The organism is Ruminococcus flavefaciens, from assembly GCF_900108555.1.
Taxonomy (GTDB): Bacteria; Bacillota; Clostridia; order Oscillospirales; family Ruminococcaceae; genus Ruminococcus; species Ruminococcus flavefaciens_P.
Genome location: NZ_FNWV01000018.1, coordinates 1 through 15,991 on the forward strand (window position 1 = coordinate 1; position 15,991 = coordinate 15,991).

18 protein-coding genes are annotated in these 15,991 nt (G+C 44.9%); 10 read left to right on the top strand and 8 right to left on the bottom strand.

Translation table 11 applies throughout. From position 1 onward, the window contains the following. Window positions 1-219 precede the first annotated feature (219 nt). Window positions 220-1,467, top strand: coding sequence for an IS4 family transposase (locus BLW60_RS15200; protein WP_074715664.1), 1,248 nt, complete (start codon window positions 220-222; stop codon window positions 1,465-1,467). A 146-nt stretch (window positions 1,468-1,613) separates the two neighbouring features. Further along, a complete protein-coding gene (locus BLW60_RS15205; RefSeq protein WP_074718899.1) occupies window positions 1,614-2,189 on the top strand; it encodes a recombinase family protein in 576 nt (191 codons plus the stop codon). Window positions 2,190-2,231: 42 nt separating this feature from the next. Here BLW60_RS15205 and BLW60_RS15210 read toward each other — a convergent pair whose 3' ends face one another. Next, complete coding sequence (locus BLW60_RS15210; RefSeq protein ID WP_074718901.1) at window positions 2,232-3,575, bottom strand: helicase C-terminal domain-containing protein; 1,344 nt, start codon at window positions 3,573-3,575, stop codon at window positions 2,232-2,234. Window positions 3,576-3,695: 120 nt separating this feature from the next. Between BLW60_RS15210 and BLW60_RS15215 the strand changes: the two genes are divergently transcribed. Further along, window positions 3,696-3,929: a DUF6809 family protein gene (locus BLW60_RS15215; RefSeq protein ID WP_074718903.1), complete on the top strand. Its 234-nt coding sequence runs from the start codon at window positions 3,696-3,698 to the stop codon at window positions 3,927-3,929. A 127-nt stretch (window positions 3,930-4,056) separates the two neighbouring features. Here the strand turns inward: BLW60_RS15215 and BLW60_RS15220 are convergent, their stop codons facing one another. Beyond that, window positions 4,057-5,727, bottom strand: coding sequence for an FAD-dependent oxidoreductase (locus tag BLW60_RS15220; RefSeq protein WP_074718905.1), 1,671 nt, complete (start codon window positions 5,725-5,727; stop codon window positions 4,057-4,059). A gap of 27 nt (window positions 5,728-5,754) precedes the next feature. Here BLW60_RS15220 and BLW60_RS15225 point away from each other — a divergent pair, with 27 nt between their 5' ends. Then, window positions 5,755-6,417, top strand: a complete 663-nt coding sequence (locus tag BLW60_RS15225; protein WP_072418934.1) for a Crp/Fnr family transcriptional regulator — start codon at window positions 5,755-5,757, stop codon at window positions 6,415-6,417. Here BLW60_RS15225 and trxA read toward each other — a convergent pair. Genes trxA through BLW60_RS15245 form a run of 4 tightly spaced genes read right to left on the bottom strand, consistent with a single transcriptional unit; the run spans window position 6,406 to window position 8,248 of the window. After that, on the bottom strand, window positions 6,406-6,714 hold the full coding sequence (gene trxA, locus BLW60_RS15230) for a thioredoxin (protein ID WP_072418935.1): 309 nt from the start codon (window positions 6,712-6,714) through the stop codon (window positions 6,406-6,408). The genes BLW60_RS15225 and trxA overlap by 12 nt on opposite strands. 45 nt (window positions 6,715-6,759) lie before the next feature. Beyond that, complete coding sequence (locus BLW60_RS15235) at window positions 6,760-7,359, bottom strand: 4Fe-4S binding protein (protein ID WP_074718907.1); 600 nt, start codon at window positions 7,357-7,359, stop codon at window positions 6,760-6,762. Next, the gene (locus tag BLW60_RS15240) at window positions 7,346-7,546 is read right to left on the bottom strand and encodes a 4Fe-4S binding protein (RefSeq protein ID WP_072418937.1); all 201 of its coding nucleotides are present in this window, start codon (window positions 7,544-7,546) and stop codon (window positions 7,346-7,348) included. Before BLW60_RS15240 ends, BLW60_RS15235 begins: the two co-directional genes overlap by 14 nt. 57 nt (window positions 7,547-7,603) lie before the next feature. Continuing rightward, a complete protein-coding gene (locus tag BLW60_RS15245) occupies window positions 7,604-8,248 on the bottom strand; it encodes a Crp/Fnr family transcriptional regulator (RefSeq protein ID WP_074718909.1) in 645 nt (214 codons plus the stop codon). 85 nt (window positions 8,249-8,333) lie between these two features. Between BLW60_RS15245 and BLW60_RS15250 the strand changes: the two genes are divergently transcribed. The 5 genes from BLW60_RS15250 to BLW60_RS15270 all read left to right on the top strand — a co-directional run bounded on the left by BLW60_RS15250 (window position 8,334) and on the right by BLW60_RS15270 (window position 13,069). Beyond that, entirely contained in the window at window positions 8,334-9,029 is a 696-nt protein-coding gene (locus BLW60_RS15250) for an ATP-binding protein (RefSeq protein ID WP_074718911.1), read from the top strand. Window positions 9,030-9,043: 14 nt separating this feature from the next. Further along, window positions 9,044-10,672 carry a hydroxylamine reductase gene (gene hcp / locus BLW60_RS15255; protein WP_074718913.1) on the top strand — a complete coding sequence of 543 codons (1,629 nt, stop codon included), beginning with the start codon at window positions 9,044-9,046 and terminating at the stop codon, window positions 10,670-10,672. Continuing rightward, the gene (locus BLW60_RS15260) at window positions 10,669-11,142 is read left to right on the top strand and encodes a pyridoxamine 5'-phosphate oxidase family protein (protein ID WP_074718915.1); all 474 of its coding nucleotides are present in this window, start codon (window positions 10,669-10,671) and stop codon (window positions 11,140-11,142) included. The genes hcp and BLW60_RS15260 overlap by 4 nt, the downstream gene beginning before the upstream one ends. 173 nt (window positions 11,143-11,315) lie before the next feature. After that, on the top strand, window positions 11,316-11,741 hold the full coding sequence (locus tag BLW60_RS15265) for a MarR family winged helix-turn-helix transcriptional regulator (RefSeq protein WP_074718917.1): 426 nt from the start codon (window positions 11,316-11,318) through the stop codon (window positions 11,739-11,741). Further along, a complete protein-coding gene (locus BLW60_RS15270) occupies window positions 11,738-13,069 on the top strand; it encodes an MATE family efflux transporter (protein ID WP_074718919.1) in 1,332 nt (443 codons plus the stop codon). Before BLW60_RS15265 ends, BLW60_RS15270 begins: the two co-directional genes overlap by 4 nt. Before the next feature lie 276 nt (window positions 13,070-13,345). On the opposite strand, the gene BLW60_RS15275 is transcribed toward BLW60_RS15270, so the two are convergent. Next, window positions 13,346-14,377 carry a YeiH family protein gene (locus tag BLW60_RS15275; protein ID WP_074718921.1) on the bottom strand — a complete coding sequence of 344 codons (1,032 nt, stop codon included), beginning with the start codon at window positions 14,375-14,377 and terminating at the stop codon, window positions 13,346-13,348. Between the two features lie 114 nt (window positions 14,378-14,491). Here BLW60_RS15275 and BLW60_RS15280 point away from each other — a divergent pair, with 114 nt between their 5' ends. Further along, complete coding sequence (locus BLW60_RS15280) at window positions 14,492-15,367, top strand: LysR family transcriptional regulator (RefSeq protein ID WP_074718923.1); 876 nt, start codon at window positions 14,492-14,494, stop codon at window positions 15,365-15,367. Window positions 15,368-15,392: 25 nt separating this feature from the next. On the opposite strand, the gene BLW60_RS15285 is transcribed toward BLW60_RS15280, so the two are convergent. Continuing rightward, window positions 15,393-15,986 carry a recombinase family protein gene (locus BLW60_RS15285; RefSeq protein ID WP_074718925.1) on the bottom strand — a complete coding sequence of 198 codons (594 nt, stop codon included), beginning with the start codon at window positions 15,984-15,986 and terminating at the stop codon, window positions 15,393-15,395. Window positions 15,987-15,991: the final 5 nt, after the last annotated feature.

Consider the following 15,991-nt stretch of genomic DNA (forward strand, 5'->3'; position numbering starts at 1 on the left):
TAATGTCATTAAGCTAAGGAAAAGTAAAATAATCACAGGAATCAGAATGATCCTGTGATTATTTTTTTATGTATAAAATGTAAATTTTGCAAAAAGGTATTGACAAAAAGCCGAAAATGTGCGGCGCAGCTAATCAGATATACACATCTGATTGGAGGTTTTACCGTGCAAAAATACTGTAATATTGTCAAAAATAAGCTTAACACTCTTATCATCAACATGGAGAAAAATATCTCTGATTTTGTAGTTGATCCTAAGAGAGATTTTATTCGAAAAAGCGAGCTGTCTTTCTCAAAAACAATGCGGTTTATTTTGAGTATGGGCAGCCAGACTCTTAGCAGTGAGCTTATGGAGTTTTATGGCCTGGATCAGAAAGCAGTGTCGGTTTCAGCTGTTGTTCAGAGAAGAGCCAAGATACTGCCTGCTGCATTTCTTCATTTGTTCCATAAATTAAACGAGTCATTTTCTCAGACCTGTTTCTTTCATGGTTACAGACTTTATGCTGTGGATGGTTCTGATATACATATTCCCACTATCCATGATGACCACAACACTCATTACAACGCTAATATTGATTCAAAAGGATACAATCTTATGCATCTGAATGCATTGTATGACCTTATGAACCGTAGATATATCGATGCTGTTTTACAGGACAGTCGATGCGAAAATGAGCATACCGCTCTCATAAGTATGGCAAAAAAGTTGAGCGAAGATTCAATTATCATTGCTGACAGAGGATATGAAGCATACAATACTATTGCTCACCTTGAAAATAATGGCTTGAAATACGTTATCAGAATCAAAACAACAGCAGGAATTGCCCAGAAATTCAATATTCCAGCCGATAAAGAGACAGACTTTACTGCTGATATTCTTCTTACAAGAAGACAAACAAATGAAGTTAAGTCGAATCCTGATAAATTTAGATTCCTTAATTCGCAGGTCGTTTTTGATTTTCTTCCGAAGTGTTCGAAAGATACCTATCCGCTAAAATTTCGCATCATTAGAATCAAGATATCTGAAGATAACTATGAGACCATTGTTACCAATCTCTGTGATGATGAGTTCTCTGCCGAAGATATCAAGATGATCTACAAAATGCGCTGGGGGATCGAGACTTCATTCAGAGAGCTAAAATACCATGTTGGTCTTATTGCTTTCCATTCAAAGAGAAAGGACTGCGTGATACAGGAAATCTTTGCAAGTCTTATCATGTATAACTTCTCTATGCTGATTACCGAAAATATCACCATAGATGACGATAAGCATAATGATTACCGCTATAAAATCAATTATGCTTTTGCTATACATATCTGCATCAAATTCTTTCGCTCTGCACACGCAAATCCTTTACTTGTGGAAGAACTGATAGCAAGAAACAAGTGTCCTGTCAGACCTGATCGTATTGCTGATAGAAAAACTCGTTGCCATTCTGCTATCGGCTTCAATTACAGGTTATCATAATTATTTGCTTATGTCAATCTTTTTTCAGGCAGATCTCGTATCTGTCTTTTCGTCATGCAATTTTGGCGAATGTAATAACAGGAGTATGCCTGGTAATATTCCCAACATACTCCTGTTCCTTTAGCGTATTTGGTTAGCTTAATGACATTAGGGTATCTACCCGGGAACAGAATGAAGACAGACAAATCGAAGCACTTACCAAATTCGGCGTACCTGAGCAGAACATTATCATTGACAAGGCTTCTGGTAAAGATACTGAACGTGAAGGATATCAATATCTAAAACGTCAGATACTCCGCAAGGGTGATACGCTCGTTATCAAGGAACTGGACAGACTGAGCAGGAACAAGACTGACATCAAACGGGAACTTGAACAGTTCAAGGATATGGGTATCCGTGTAAAGATACTGGATATCCCTACCACGCTCACAGACTTTCCGCCAGAGCAGGCTTGGGTACTCGAAATGATAAACGCCATACTCATTGAAGTGCTTGGAGCTATCGCCGAAAACGAGCGTAACAAGATACGTGCTCGTCAGCGTGAAGGGATCGCTGCTGCAAAGAAGAAAAATGTCCGCTTCGGGCGTCCGCCAAAGTCTCTTCCTGACAACTGGCAGCAGATAATGGCAGATGTCCGTTGTGGGAACAAAAAGCCTGTAGAAGCAATACGGGAACTGGGTATATCCCGGTCGTACTTCTACAAGCTGTACAGCGACAACTGATAGATGTAGCCTCCCGAGGGAGGCTACTATTTTATTCCAATATCATTTGTTAATGAAAGAGTCTTTAATACTACTTCTGAGGATTTCAAGCTCATTCTGACAGGCAGCTATTTGGGGCGTATAATCAATTACGGTATTCAATTCTTTTTTTAAACTTTCCTGACGTGCCAGAAGCTCAACTCTTTTTTTGTTAAGTTTACGGACTGAGGCATCTCTTAGTTTCCTGCCAGCGCTATCAGTGTTTTTAGCTGATATCTTATCAAGTTCTGCTGGTATCGTAGAAAGTTCTCTTCGCATATCCTCAACTTCAGCATCCCGTTTTTGTTTAAGAATATACAATTCCCTGAGTTCATTTTCTTTTTCAGCGGTCAATTTCATCTCAGGCGCAGATAGAGCTATTGCCTTAACTTCGCCATATGTAAGGACATCGCTTTCAAGATCGGAAATACTTCTCTGATATGAAGTTCCCGATAGAAACTGTGATATGAATCGCTGCTTGGTCTCAAGTACTTGCCACGAATATGAATCAAAACTGCCTTCTACGATGTACCTGAAAATACGGACGTTCTCATTCTCATTGCCACGCCGAAGTATACGTCCCTCTCGTTGGACCATATCAGCGGGCCTCCATGGCACATCAAGGTGATGTACAGCTTTTAGCTTGGTCTGTACATTTGCACCTATACCAAGCTTAAATGTCGAGCCTATAAGTATTCTTATCTCACCGCAGTTAACTTTACGAAAAAGCTCCAGTTTACGCTGTTCCGTGTGATAACTATGAATGAACGCTATTTCATTTTCAGGTACGCCTTCGTCAAGTAGTAACTCTTTAAGCTTGGCGTATACGCTGAATTTCTCGCCTTTAGGAGTAGAATAATCGCAGAATACAAGCTGTGAGCAGGCATCATTTTCTTTATATATCTTCATTATTTCATCTATGCAGCGTGTGATTTTTGATGTTTTATCATATTCTTGCTGCTCACCGACAAGAGACAAATCAAGAGCAGCTTTTCGACCGTCAGTGCTGACCTTCAACATATTATCTTCTCTGGGGCTTACGCGCTTAGAGCGAATTATATCGGTTCTGGTGCAAAGCTTATTCATATAAGAGATTATAAGCTTATGACGTTTTATGATTATATCATCATAACCTCTGAATTCCGGCAAACCACTTTTATCAGTTGCATGAAAAACTGATACCTGCGAAAACAAAAGCGATAGTTCCGGCAGATTGAAAAATCTTGAAAACCTTCTTACCATACGGAACTTGGAAGCATCAACATCTATTTCGCATATCTGCTCGGGCTGAGCAAAAGTCCTTACCCAGTTATCAAATATATGCAGTTGTCTGCTTTCAAGCTGATCAAACTGAAGATACATCTGCATTGCGTAAACGTCAGATATTGAATTACAAAGCGGTGTGCCGTAGGCAACACCTTAACAACGATTATTTGGGTTATGTTTGGACGGTTGGTTTTACAATTAAAACCGAAAGGACAGATACAAATGATTGATGTTATTTACAACTATCGGCAGGGCGATATTCACTCCGATGAGTTTTCGGACGATTTCAACAAGCTCTGTATCCCCTTTGAAAATTCTCTGAGCGAGGAGCAGATTGATGTGTTCCACAAGATACTTGACTGCGTGAGCGATACTGCCGCCGCTGAGACGAGGGCTGCGTACAAGGTCGGTTTCAAGGACGGTGTGGCATTGATGATGGAAATTCAGGAGAATTAAGAATTACGCCATAAATGAGAAAAGGACTGTTGCACGCTTACAACAGTCCTTTTTATCAGTAAAATATTATTACAAAATCAAATTGACACATCTCGGGGGAAATGGTATAATTGTATTACAGCATCGTTCATGCATCTTCCGTACAGATATACTCTTTCACCTTTTGCGAGCAGACAACCGACTCATAAAGCCGCCAGCCGCCTGCAAGGTTATAACAATCGTAGCCATACCCCGACAGGAGACGGCAGGCGATATAGCTTCGCAGTCCGCTGTGACAGTAAACATACACGGGCTTGTCCTTCGGGATGTTTTCAAGCCCGTCACGCAGATCATCGAGAGGGATATTGACAAAGCCGCCTATCATTCCACGAGCTGCTTCCGATTTTGTGCGAACATCGAGCAGTGTCACGCTACCGTCACGGGGCAGGGCTTCAACGTCGTTCCAGAAGAACTGCTTGACCTTACCGCTTATGACATTTTCGGCAACATAACCGACCATGTTTACAGGGTCTTTTGCACTTCCAAAGGGTGGCGCATAACAAAGTTCAAGTTCTTTCAGTTCGGTCACCTTTGCACCGAAACGAATAGCTGCGGCAAGCACGTCCATGCGCTTGTCAACGCCGTCAAAGCCCACTATCTGCGCCCCGAGCAGCTTGTGAGTATGCTTGTCCCACAGCACTTTGACCGACATATTTTCAGCACCCGGGTAATAGCTTGCGTGAGAAGCGGAGTATGTGTAGCTCTTGTCGTATTCGATGCCTGTCTCCTTAGCACGCTTCTCGTTTAGACCAGTCGCTGCAATGGTCATGTCAAAAAGCTTCAGCACCGATGAACCCTGTGTGCCGCTGTATTCCGAGGGTATGCCTGATATATTATCGGCAGCTATTCTGCCTTGCTTGTTTGCAGGTCCGGCAAGTGGGATAAAAGCAGAAGCGTCAGTTACAAAGTCTTTGACTTCTACAGCATCACCAACTGCATAAATGTCGGGAACGCTCGTCTGCATACGGCTGTTTACAATAATACTGCCCCTGCCGTTGACCGCCATGCCGCACTCTTTTGCAAGAGTTGTTTCGGGAGTGACACCCACCGACATTATCACCATATCGGCGGCGATATTCCCCTTTTGAAGAATAACATCACGGTTCGTTATTTCCGTCACGCCGTTGCTCAGATACAGCTTTATACCACGGCTTTGAATATACTGATGAACGTCCGCCGCCATATCGTAGTCAAGCGGTGCGATAAGATGATCGGCAAGCTCGACAACTGCGACTTCAAGCCCTGCATTTGCAAGGTTTTCTGCCATCTCAACACCGATATATCCGCCGCCAACGACAACTGCTTTTTTCGGAGCTTCATTTTCAATAAAGCTCTTTATCTTCATTGTGTCGGGGATATTTCTCAGGGTAAAAACGTGTGGCTGCTCTATGCCTTTGATATTCGGACGTATCGGCTTTGCACCGGGGGAAAGGATCAGCCTGTCGTAGCCTTCCTCATATACCTCGCCCGAATCGACCCAGCGTATCTGTACGATATGCTTTTCGGGAATGATCTTAACAGCCTCGTTTTTAATGCGAACATCTATATTAAATCGACTGCGGAAGCTCTCGGGAGTTTGCAGAGTGAGCATTCTCTTGTCGGTGATCTCACCGCCGATATAATACGGCAGACCGCAGTTGGCAAAGGAGATAAAATCTCCACGTTCTAAAATGATTATCTCGTCATGTTCATTAAGACGGCGCAGTCTTGCGGCTGCGGAAGCACCGCCTGCAACGCCGCCGATAATTACGGTTTTCATAAAAATACCTCCGAAAGGATAAATGTTATGTTTGAAAGTGTTTACTCAAAAGTTTTCCCGTTCTGGGATAAAATATCCGATGCAGATCGCAGCTTTATCTGCGATAATTCAGTAAAAAAGTCCTTTACCAAAGGTACAAATCTGCACAGCGGCAGTGACTGCTCGGGTGCATTCTTCGTCTGCTCGGGAGAGCTTCGTGCGTATATCATATCCGAGGACGGCAAGGACGTTACCCTTTACCGCCTGCACAAGGGGGATATGTGTATGCTGTCGGCTTCCTGCGTTTTGCAGACCATCACATTTGATGTGGCGGTCGATGCCGAGGAGGACAGCGAATGTATAGTGCTGAGCGGTACAGCATTCAAGCAGATGTCGGAGAAATATCCGGATATTCATATTTTTGTGTTGGAAACTGCCGTTTCACGTTTTTCTGATGTCATGTGGGTCATGCAGCAGATACTGTTCATGAGTATGGATAAACGGCTTGCGATATTCCTGCATGATGAAACCGCAAGGATTTCCTCCGACACTATCTCGCTCACTCAAGAGCAGATCGCAAAGTACATCGGATCTGCCCGTGAGGTCGTTTCCCGAATGCTCAAATATTTTGCAAACGAGGGCATTGTCGAGGTGTCAAGAAAAGGCATTCATATCCTCGACAAGGCACGCCTGAGAAAGTTAGCTTTGTAACATAGCGAGGATTCCTTCCTTCGGTCTGTAGCCTACCTCCTGCGCAGTTATTCTGCCGTCCTTCATAGCAACGAGTGTCGGGATACTCATGACCCCGAACTCTGCTGCAAGCTCCGGCTGCTCGTCAACGTTTATCTTGCCAACGGTGAACTCCGAGTGTTCGTCAGCGATTTGGTCAACAAGCGGCGAGACCATTTTGCAGGGGCCGCACCAGGTCGCATAAAAGTCCAGAAGAACGGGCTTTGTGCTGTTTGCTACCTCTGCGAAATTTTCCTTTGTTACCTTTAATACTGCCATAATAATGACTTCCTTTCTGTTTTATTGTGTCTTTATTATACACTATTATTCGTCTGATTTCTGTGACTTGGTCACGTTCTTTGCCTTGCAGATAAGCTGTGTCATTGTTCCCATCGGACAGTAAACGCACCATGAGCGGGGTTTGAATAGCAGCATAGTCACGAAACCGAGGATCGTTGATGTGAGCATTATGCTGTAAAAACCGAATGCGAATTGTGCAACACCTTCGGAGAAAAGCGTTCCGTGATATGCCCAGTGCCACGGCACTTTGAACGTCCAAAGCAGTTTTACCACTTGTTTCAGCGGCTGATTGCCTGCGAATACAAGATAGGTGTTCCAAAGCATCACGAAGAACATTGTGAAAAAGAATATCAGAAAACCATATCGGAATGCTTTCGATCTCATCCACTTCGGCATATCATGCTTTCGTGAAAGTCCAAAACGTCCGCCAAGCAGAGAGAAAAGCTGACCTCTGCCACAGAATTTGTTGCAGTATGCCTTATTTCCCCAGCCTATCGAAATGACGAGAGGGGCAATAAAGCATATCATACCCAGCCATGCAAACAGTATATTCACAAAACCCAGCAGCAGATATGTCAGTGAGAATATCCAGAGGTAGTCATACCATTTCTTACTTCTCATCATGCACCCCCACAATGTCGATAACGCTTGCAGGACATTCCTTGGCACATTTTCCGCAGCCGACACAAAGCGTGCTGTCAACCACGGCGAACACACCGTCAGGAACGCTTATCGCTGACTTTGGACAGACCTTCACGCAGCAGCCGCAGGCAACACACAGATCGGTGTTCACGTTTGCTTTTCGTTTCATATCATCGCCTCCTGTTTTATATTATACAGCAGGTAGCATTAGTTTTCTGTGACTTGGTCACATTATCTCAAAATGGTTCTTCCTGCACCTAATAAGTCCGTCCTTCTGCATTTTACTCAGCTCGTTGGACAGCACCGACCGTTCCACATTGAGATAGTCTGCAAGTTGCTGACGGTCAAAGGGTATATCAAACTCACGGCTGTTCTTCTGAACGGAAACAGTGTTCAGATACGCCATAATACGTCCGCGCACCTGTCTCGGAGCTGTATGAAAGCTCCTGCTTGACAGGTGCAGATTTTTTCTTGTGGTTATCATCAGAAGATTTGCAAGCAGCCTTGCTCTGCTGTTGTCATCTATCCCGCCGAGAGACTTCATATCAAGATAAACAATGGTGCAGTCCTCGTTGGCACAGACATCGACAAGCATAGGCTCATCAGGCAGCAGAGCATAGCTCTCAGCGAAGAATTGTCCCTTGCTGACAAGGTTTAGTATCGTGCGGTTGCCCCACATATCATTGCTCTCGATAGTCACACTGCCTGTGATAACAAAGCATAACGTGCTGATGACATCTCCCGAATGAAATATCATCGCGCCTTTCCTAAACCGCTTTTCCCTCGCATTCAATGAGCCCAGCAGATTATTTACCTCGGTTTCATCAAAGCCATTGAACAGTGCCGAACCACTTAAAACAGAAATATCCATAAAACCTCCGAAATGTTGTAATTACAACATACTTTCATTCTTGATTATACTATAATGGATACAGAAAGTCAAGGAGGTATGACCTATGATACGGAAAATAATTGAGATAGACGAAGAAAAATGCAACGGCTGCGGTCTGTGTGCAAAGGCTTGTCATGAAGGTGCTATCGCTATTATTGATGGCAAGGCAAAGCTCATGCGTGATGATTTCTGCGATGGCTTCGGGGACTGTCTCCCTGCCTGTCCGATGGACGCTATCCACTTCATAGAGCGTGAAGCGGCAGCCTATGACGAAAAGGCGGTACAAGCAAATAAGCAGAAGCAGTCCGCCTGTGCAGGATTTACTTGCCCCGGCTCGGCTTTGCAGAGCTTTACACCAAAAGAAGATGACAGCGATGTTCGTGTTCCAGGCTGTCTGAGACAATTCCCGATACAGATAAAGCTCCTGCCGACTAATGCACCCTATTTCAACGGTGCTGATCTGCTTATCGCTGCGGACTGTACAGCTTACGCCTACGGGAACTTCCACCATGATTTCATTAGGGGAAAGATAACGATGATCGGCTGTCCGAAGCTCGATGCTGTTGATTACTCCGAAAAGCTGACTGAGATATTCCGAAACAACGATATAAAGAGCATTACGCTCACAAGAATGACCGTGCCTTGCTGCGGTGGTATGGAGTATGCTATCAAGAGAGCTATCGAAGCAAGCGGCAAGACCATTCCGCTTGAAGTCGCTGTTATCTCGCCCGACGGAAATATAGTTGAAATAAGAAAATAACGGAGGCATCTATCATGGAACAGAAAATGTTTTGCTATCAGTGTCAGGAAACCGCTGGGTGCAAGGGCTGTACTGCCTGCGGAGTATGCGGAAAAACGCCCGAAGTTGCGGCTATGCAGGATCTGCTCGTCTATGTGACAAAGGGGCTGTCCGCAGTAACAACTCAGCTTCGTGCAGAGGGGCAGACAGTCGATAAGGCTGTTAATCATCTTTTCAGCGTGAACCTGTTTATCACGATCACCAATGCAAATTTCGATCTCGACAGCATTACCGCTAAGGTTACTGAAACACTTGCAGTCAAAGAAGAATTGCTCGGGCAGGTGCAGAATAAAGAATCACTCCCCGAAGCAGCACTTTGGAACGGAACGGACTATGCCGAGAAAGCAAAGTCTGTCGGTGTGCTTGCAACGGAAAATGAAGATATACGTTCTTTGCGTGAGCTGATAACCTACGGTATCAAGGGACTTGCGGCATACACCAAACACGCAAATGCTCTGCTTAGTGATGACGAGGATCTTGATGCGTTCATGCAGTCGGCACTTGCCAAAACGCTTGATGACAGCCTTTCCGTTGATGACCTTGTGGCTCTAACACTTGAAGTCGGCAAGTACGGCGTTCAGGGTATGGCTGACCTCGACACTGCAAATACTTCCGCATACGGCAACCCTGAAATAACCAGCGTTGACATCGGTGTACGCAAAAATCCTGCGATACTGATTTCCGGTCACGATCTGAAAGACCTCGAAATGCTCCTTGAACAGACAATGGACACAGGCGTTGATGTTTACACCCACTCGGAGATGCTCCCTGCGCACTATTATCCGTTCTTCAAGAAATATCCTCATTTTGCAGGAAACTACGGAAATGCGTGGTGGAAGCAGAAAGAGGAATTTGAGAGCTTTAACGGTCCGGTTCTTATGACCACGAACTGCATTGTTCCGCCGAAGGACAGCTACAAGGACAGGCTGTGGACTACGGGTGCTGCAGGCTATCCGGGGTGCAAGCATATTGACGCTCCTTACGGTGAGGTCAAGGATTTTTCGCCAATTATTGAGCAGGCAAAGAAATGTCCTCCTCCGACCGAGATCGAAACTGGTACTATCATCGGCGGTTTTGCTCACGAACAGGTTTTTACCCTTGCCGATAAGATCGTAGATGCCGTGAAATCGGGTGCTATCCGCAAGTTCGTTGTTATGGCAGGCTGTGACGGCAGGGCGAAGTCCAGAAGCTACTATGAGGATTTTGCAAAGGCTCTGCCGAAAGATACCGTTATACTGACAGCAGGCTGTGCGAAATACAAGTACAACAAGCTAAACCTCGGTGACATCGGCGGTATCCCCAGAGTTCTCGATGCAGGACAGTGCAACGATTCTTATTCACTTGCTCTTATCGCCCTGAAGCTGAAAGAGGTATTCGGACTTGACGATGTGAACGAACTGCCTATTGCCTATAATATTGCGTGGTATGAGCAGAAAGCCGTTATCGTACTGCTGGCTCTGCTGTATCTCGGCGTGAAGAATATCCACCTCGGACCGACTCTGCCTGCATTCCTGTCACCGAATGTTGCAAGCGTGCTTGTAGAAAACTTTGGTATTGCAGGAATCACGACAGTTGAGGAAGATATGAGGATATTCGGCTTATGAGAAGAAAAGACAGAGAAGTCACCGACCTGAGCGATATTATCGGTATAATGGAGAACTGCGATGTTTGCAGGCTTGCACTGAACGATGACGGCTATCCGTATATCCTGCCCCTGAACTTCGGTATGGCTGTGAACGGCGATAAGATAACGCTGTATTTTCATAGTGCCTTAGAGGGATACAAGGTCGGTCTTATCCGAAACGACAACAGAGCTTCCTTTGAGATGGACTGCAAGCACCAACTTCAATACTTTGAGGATAAGGGCTACTGCACAATGGCGTATGAGAGCGTTATCGGCAGAGGGCGTATCCGTATCCTTCCCGATGAGGAAAAGCTCCCAGCACTGAAATTGCTGATGGCGCATTACCATGAAGGAAAAGATGTGCCGTTCAGCACAGCGGCTATTCCGAGGACACTTGTGTATGCTTTGAAGGTTGAAAGCGTAACGGGGAAACGTAAGGCTGTCAAATAATTATATTTTTCATGACATAAGAAAAGGGCTATGTTCTCTGTGATCGTGTGTTGCGGGAGACATAACCCCTTTTTTGTTTTCAAATAATTATTAGATAATTCAAAAAACTTCTTGACAAATGTACGAAACCGTACTATAATATAATTACGAAATCGTACAAAGGAGATCCTATTATGAAACCGGAAACAAGAGAACTGGATAATATCTTCGCTTCTATCGACAACACCTACCGTGAAGCCGCCAAGCGCCTTGCGATCACGGATACGGAGATGGACATTCTCTATGTCATCAACCTTGAAGGCAGCGGCTGCAATCAGAGCTGTCTGTACAAGCAGACGGGGCTGACAAAATCCACCGTCAATTCTGCTCTGCATAAGATGCAGGAGCGTGGCGAGATAGAGCTGATCTCGGGCGAGGGGCGCAATGTTTGTGTTCGTCTGACGGACAAGGGCAGAGTTCTTTCGGAGCGGACTGTGTGCCGTCTGATCGCATTCGAGGAGGAAGTGTTCGGCGAATGGACGCAGGAGGAATGGGAGCTGTTTATCTCGCTCAACCGCAGATTTTTGGAGCAGTTCAGAAAGAAGGTCGAAAGCCTGTGAATATACAGTTATCAGATCACTTTACATACCGCAGACTGCTCCGGTTTACTTTGCCGTCTATCGTTATGATGGTATTCACTTCAATTTACGGCGTGGTAGACGGATTTTTCGTATCAAATTATGTGGGCAAAACGCCCTTTGCCGCAATCAATCTTATCATGCCTTTTCTGATGATACTCGGTACTGTCGGCTTTATGGTCGGCACGGGCGGAAGTGCGCTTGTTGCTATGAATTTCGGGCTTGGGAACGACAAAAAGGCGAACCGCATTTTCTCAATGCTTATATATATCATCATAGGCTTAGGTCTGCTGTTTACGGTCATCGGCATCATTCTTGTTGAGCCGATGTCAAAGCTTCTCGGAGCGTCCGATGAAATGCTGCCCTACTGCGTGAAATACGGCAGGATCATTCTTCTTGCTCTAACGGCGTTTATGCTGCAAAATGTATTTCAGAGCTTTCTTGTGGCGGCTGAAAAGCCCACCTTCGGACTTATCATCACCGTTGCGGCAGGTCTTACAAATATGCTGCTCGACTGGCTGTTTATGGCGGTGTTCAGATGGGGCATCACAGGTGGAGCGGCTGCAACTGCGATTGCACAGATGGTGGGCGGCATCATACCGCTTGTCTATTTCATCATGCCAAACAAAAGCAAACTCCGACTCGGAAAAATACAATTTGACGGCAAGGCTTTATTAAAGACCTGTACAAATGGTTCATCGGAATTTATGTCGAACATCTCGCTGTCTGTTGTTAGTATGCTCTATAATTATCAGCTTATGAAGCTTTCAGGCGAGGACGGCGTTTCCACCTATGGTGTGCTGATGTATGTGAATTTCATCTTCATCGCCGCATTTATCGGCTACTCGGTGGGAAGTGCGCCGATCGTCGGCTATCATCACGGTGCTGGTAATCACGATGAACTCAAAGGGCTTTTCCGCAAGAGCCTTGTCATTATTGGCATTATGTCCGTTTCGATGTTCGTTTTAGCGGAGCTGTTGGCTGTTCCTTTTGGCAACATCTTTGTAGGTTATGATGATAATTTGCTTGAAATGACCGTACACGCATTCCGCATCTGCTCACTGATGTTTATAGTCTGCGGCTTTAATATCTACGGTTCAGGCTTCTTTACGGCACTTAACAACGGGCTGCTGTCCGCACTGATCTCCTTTGCAAGAACGCTTGTGTTTCAGGTGCTGTGTGTATTGCTCCTGCTCGTGATATTCGGGCTGAACGGTATCTGGTGTTCGGTGGTGGTCTCGGACGTGCTTGCACTTGTGCTGACGGCTGTCTGCCTGATAAAAGAAAGGAAGGTATATCATTATGCCTGATATAGATCATAAAGCATGATGTGCTTTGACTGTTGTAACGATACTGATTTTCCAACATTCTTTGCCTTAAATATTTGTTCCACATGACCGTAGTCTATTGGAACACTCAAAAAATGTTCCGCTGGGGTCATAATCAGTATTGTGGAGCATACCACAATAGGAACACACCTAAATGGAACAGAATACTAAGCCCTCGGAAACGTCTTTCAAGCGTTTCTGAGGGCTTTTCCTATATGTATATAAGGTTATAATCAACTCGATGACAATGTAGGATCATCAAACTATCCCCATAAACCATTCAACAGCAATAGCTACGATGACAACAAGTGCCGAAATAATAAAGCCGTGTATCATAGGAGCAATACCGGATTTTTTCATATCCTTGAAGCTTGTATTAAGACCTATTGCCGCCAGAGCAGTGACCATAAGGAATTTGCTGACATTTTTCATTCCGAGTGAAACAGATTCGGGAATAAGTCCGAAACTGTTTACTGCGGTGAGTGCGAGAAAGCCCAAGATAAACCATGGAAAGATCTTAGCGATGTTGAAGTTGCTTTTTACTGTCTCTCCGATGCCGGCAGCAGCTTTACGCTTCAACCGAGCCGAGATCAGTGCAAAGATAATGACGGTCGGAATAATGGACAGCGTTCTCGTCAGCTTTACCATTGTAGCAAAATCTCCCGCCGCTTCGGAAAAAGCATAACCAGCGGCAACTACGCTTGATGTATCATTGACTGCTGTACCTGCCCACAAGCCGTATGCCATATCGCTAAGCCCCATTGAATGTCCGATAACAGGAAATAGCAGTATCATCGCCATATCAAACAAGAATGTTGCCGACATAGAATATGCAATGTCTGTATCGTCGGCATCAATGACAGGGGCGATGGCAGCAATTGCTGATCCGCCGCAGATGCCCGTTCCTGCCGAGATCAGGTTGGATAGCTTCCAGTTGATTTTCAGCAGTTTTCCGACAATATATCCTCCGCCGAAGCAGGTCAGCAAGGTAAAGCACATTACACACAGCGACATCTTGCCGACTTGCAGGACAATGCTGATATTAAGCGATGCTCCGAGCAGAATAATCGCAAATTTCAATATTTTCTTTGACGTAAATTTCAGTCCCCCCTTGAACAGCTCCGAAGGCTGTCTGATGCTGTTGATAATCATTCCTATAAACAGAGCGATCACAGATGCACCGATCAGCTTGATTGGCAGCAGGCTCTCCAACAGCTTGGCGGCAGCGGCAATCACCAACGCAAGAGCGAAGCCGGGGACGAGATTAACGATACCTTTTACTTTAGACATGGAAATTTCCTCCGTTCACAATTTCTATCTTGATTATACCACAGAAACGTGATAAAATCTAATTATCATTTGAAATCAGGTGATAACAATGAATTATCATAATGGGAGGATACTATGGTAGATTTCAGGATAAAGACCTTTCTTACGCTTTGCAGTGTCATGAATTACAGAAAAATAGCAGAACTGCTGAACATGACCCAGCCTGCCGTAACACAGCATATTCATTATTTGGAAGAAGAATATCATTGCAAGCTGTTTCTCTATGACCGACACACACTTACACTTACACCGGAGGGTGAACTACTGAAGAATTATGCAGAGAATATTTCCTATCAGGAGAAAAGACTATTTGAGAAAATGGGGCTTGTCAAGAAACGTTCTCTCAGGATCGGGGCAACTAAAACAATCGGTGAATATGTAATAACAGAACAGGTTGCAAAATATTTGTCAAAGCCGCAGCAAACGATACTCGTTGATGTGGATAATACCAACAGATTGCTTGAGTTGTTAAAACAAGGTGAGCTTGATTTTGCTCTGATCGAAGGCTTTTTTGACAGTGCTGAATTTGAAAGCAGGCTCTATCGCTCCGAGCCTTTTATCGGTGTATGCAGTCCAACACATCGTTTTGCCGGAAAGACAGTTCCGCTTGATGAGGTGCTCAGCGAAACTCTGTTTTTGCGGGAGGAGGGTTCCGGAACACGAATGATTCTGGAACAGCTTTTATCTGAACGAAATTGTACAACTGACCGTTTCAACAGAATCGTCTGTATCAGCAATTTTGGTCTTATGTCTGACCTGATCGCGCGTAATATAGGTATTACATTTGCATATCAGGCAATACAAACAGCGGATAAGGGACTTGCTGAATTTCAAGTTGAGGGCTGGAAGATATACAGAGACTTCAATTATGTATTTCTGAACAATCCTGATGCAGTAAAGGCTATTGAAGAATTTGAGGAGCTATCTGAAACTGTCGGTGAAAACAAGTAGAGTAATCTGTACGTCATAGAGCAACTCATGCAGAGGTCGGCTCGACAATGCCGTGCGTGGCTTCATACTCCCTCACACGGCGATAGAATGTATTAGCCGACAAGCCCATTCTCCGCATAAAGTCCCTGCCTGTGATATTCTTCGACTTCCATTCCCCATAGAGCTGCCCGAATCTCGTCCAGTCGATTGCTATGGGTTTCCGTCCAGTGTACTTACCCTGTGTCTTTGCGATCTCGATGCCCTCACGCTGTCGCTGTTTGAGCTGTTCACGCTCCAGCTGAGAAAGGGCGGCGAACACGGTCAACATGAATTTTCCTGACGGAGTATTGGTGTCGATATTTTCCTTGTGGCTGACGAGGGTAACGCCCTTTTTTGTAAGGGTGTCGATGATGTTCAGCAAGTCCTTTGTGGAGCGTCCTAAACGGCTGATACTCTCGATGTAGAGGGTATCTCCTTCACGCACATAGTCGAGCATTGCTCTGAGCTGTGGGCGGTTTGCGTTTGCTCCTGACATCTTCTCGGAGAAGATACGGTCAACCTGATAATCGCACATGATCTCCTGCTGTCTTGCTGTCTCCTGATGTTCCGTGGAAACACGGATATAACCTATTCTACTCATAAAAT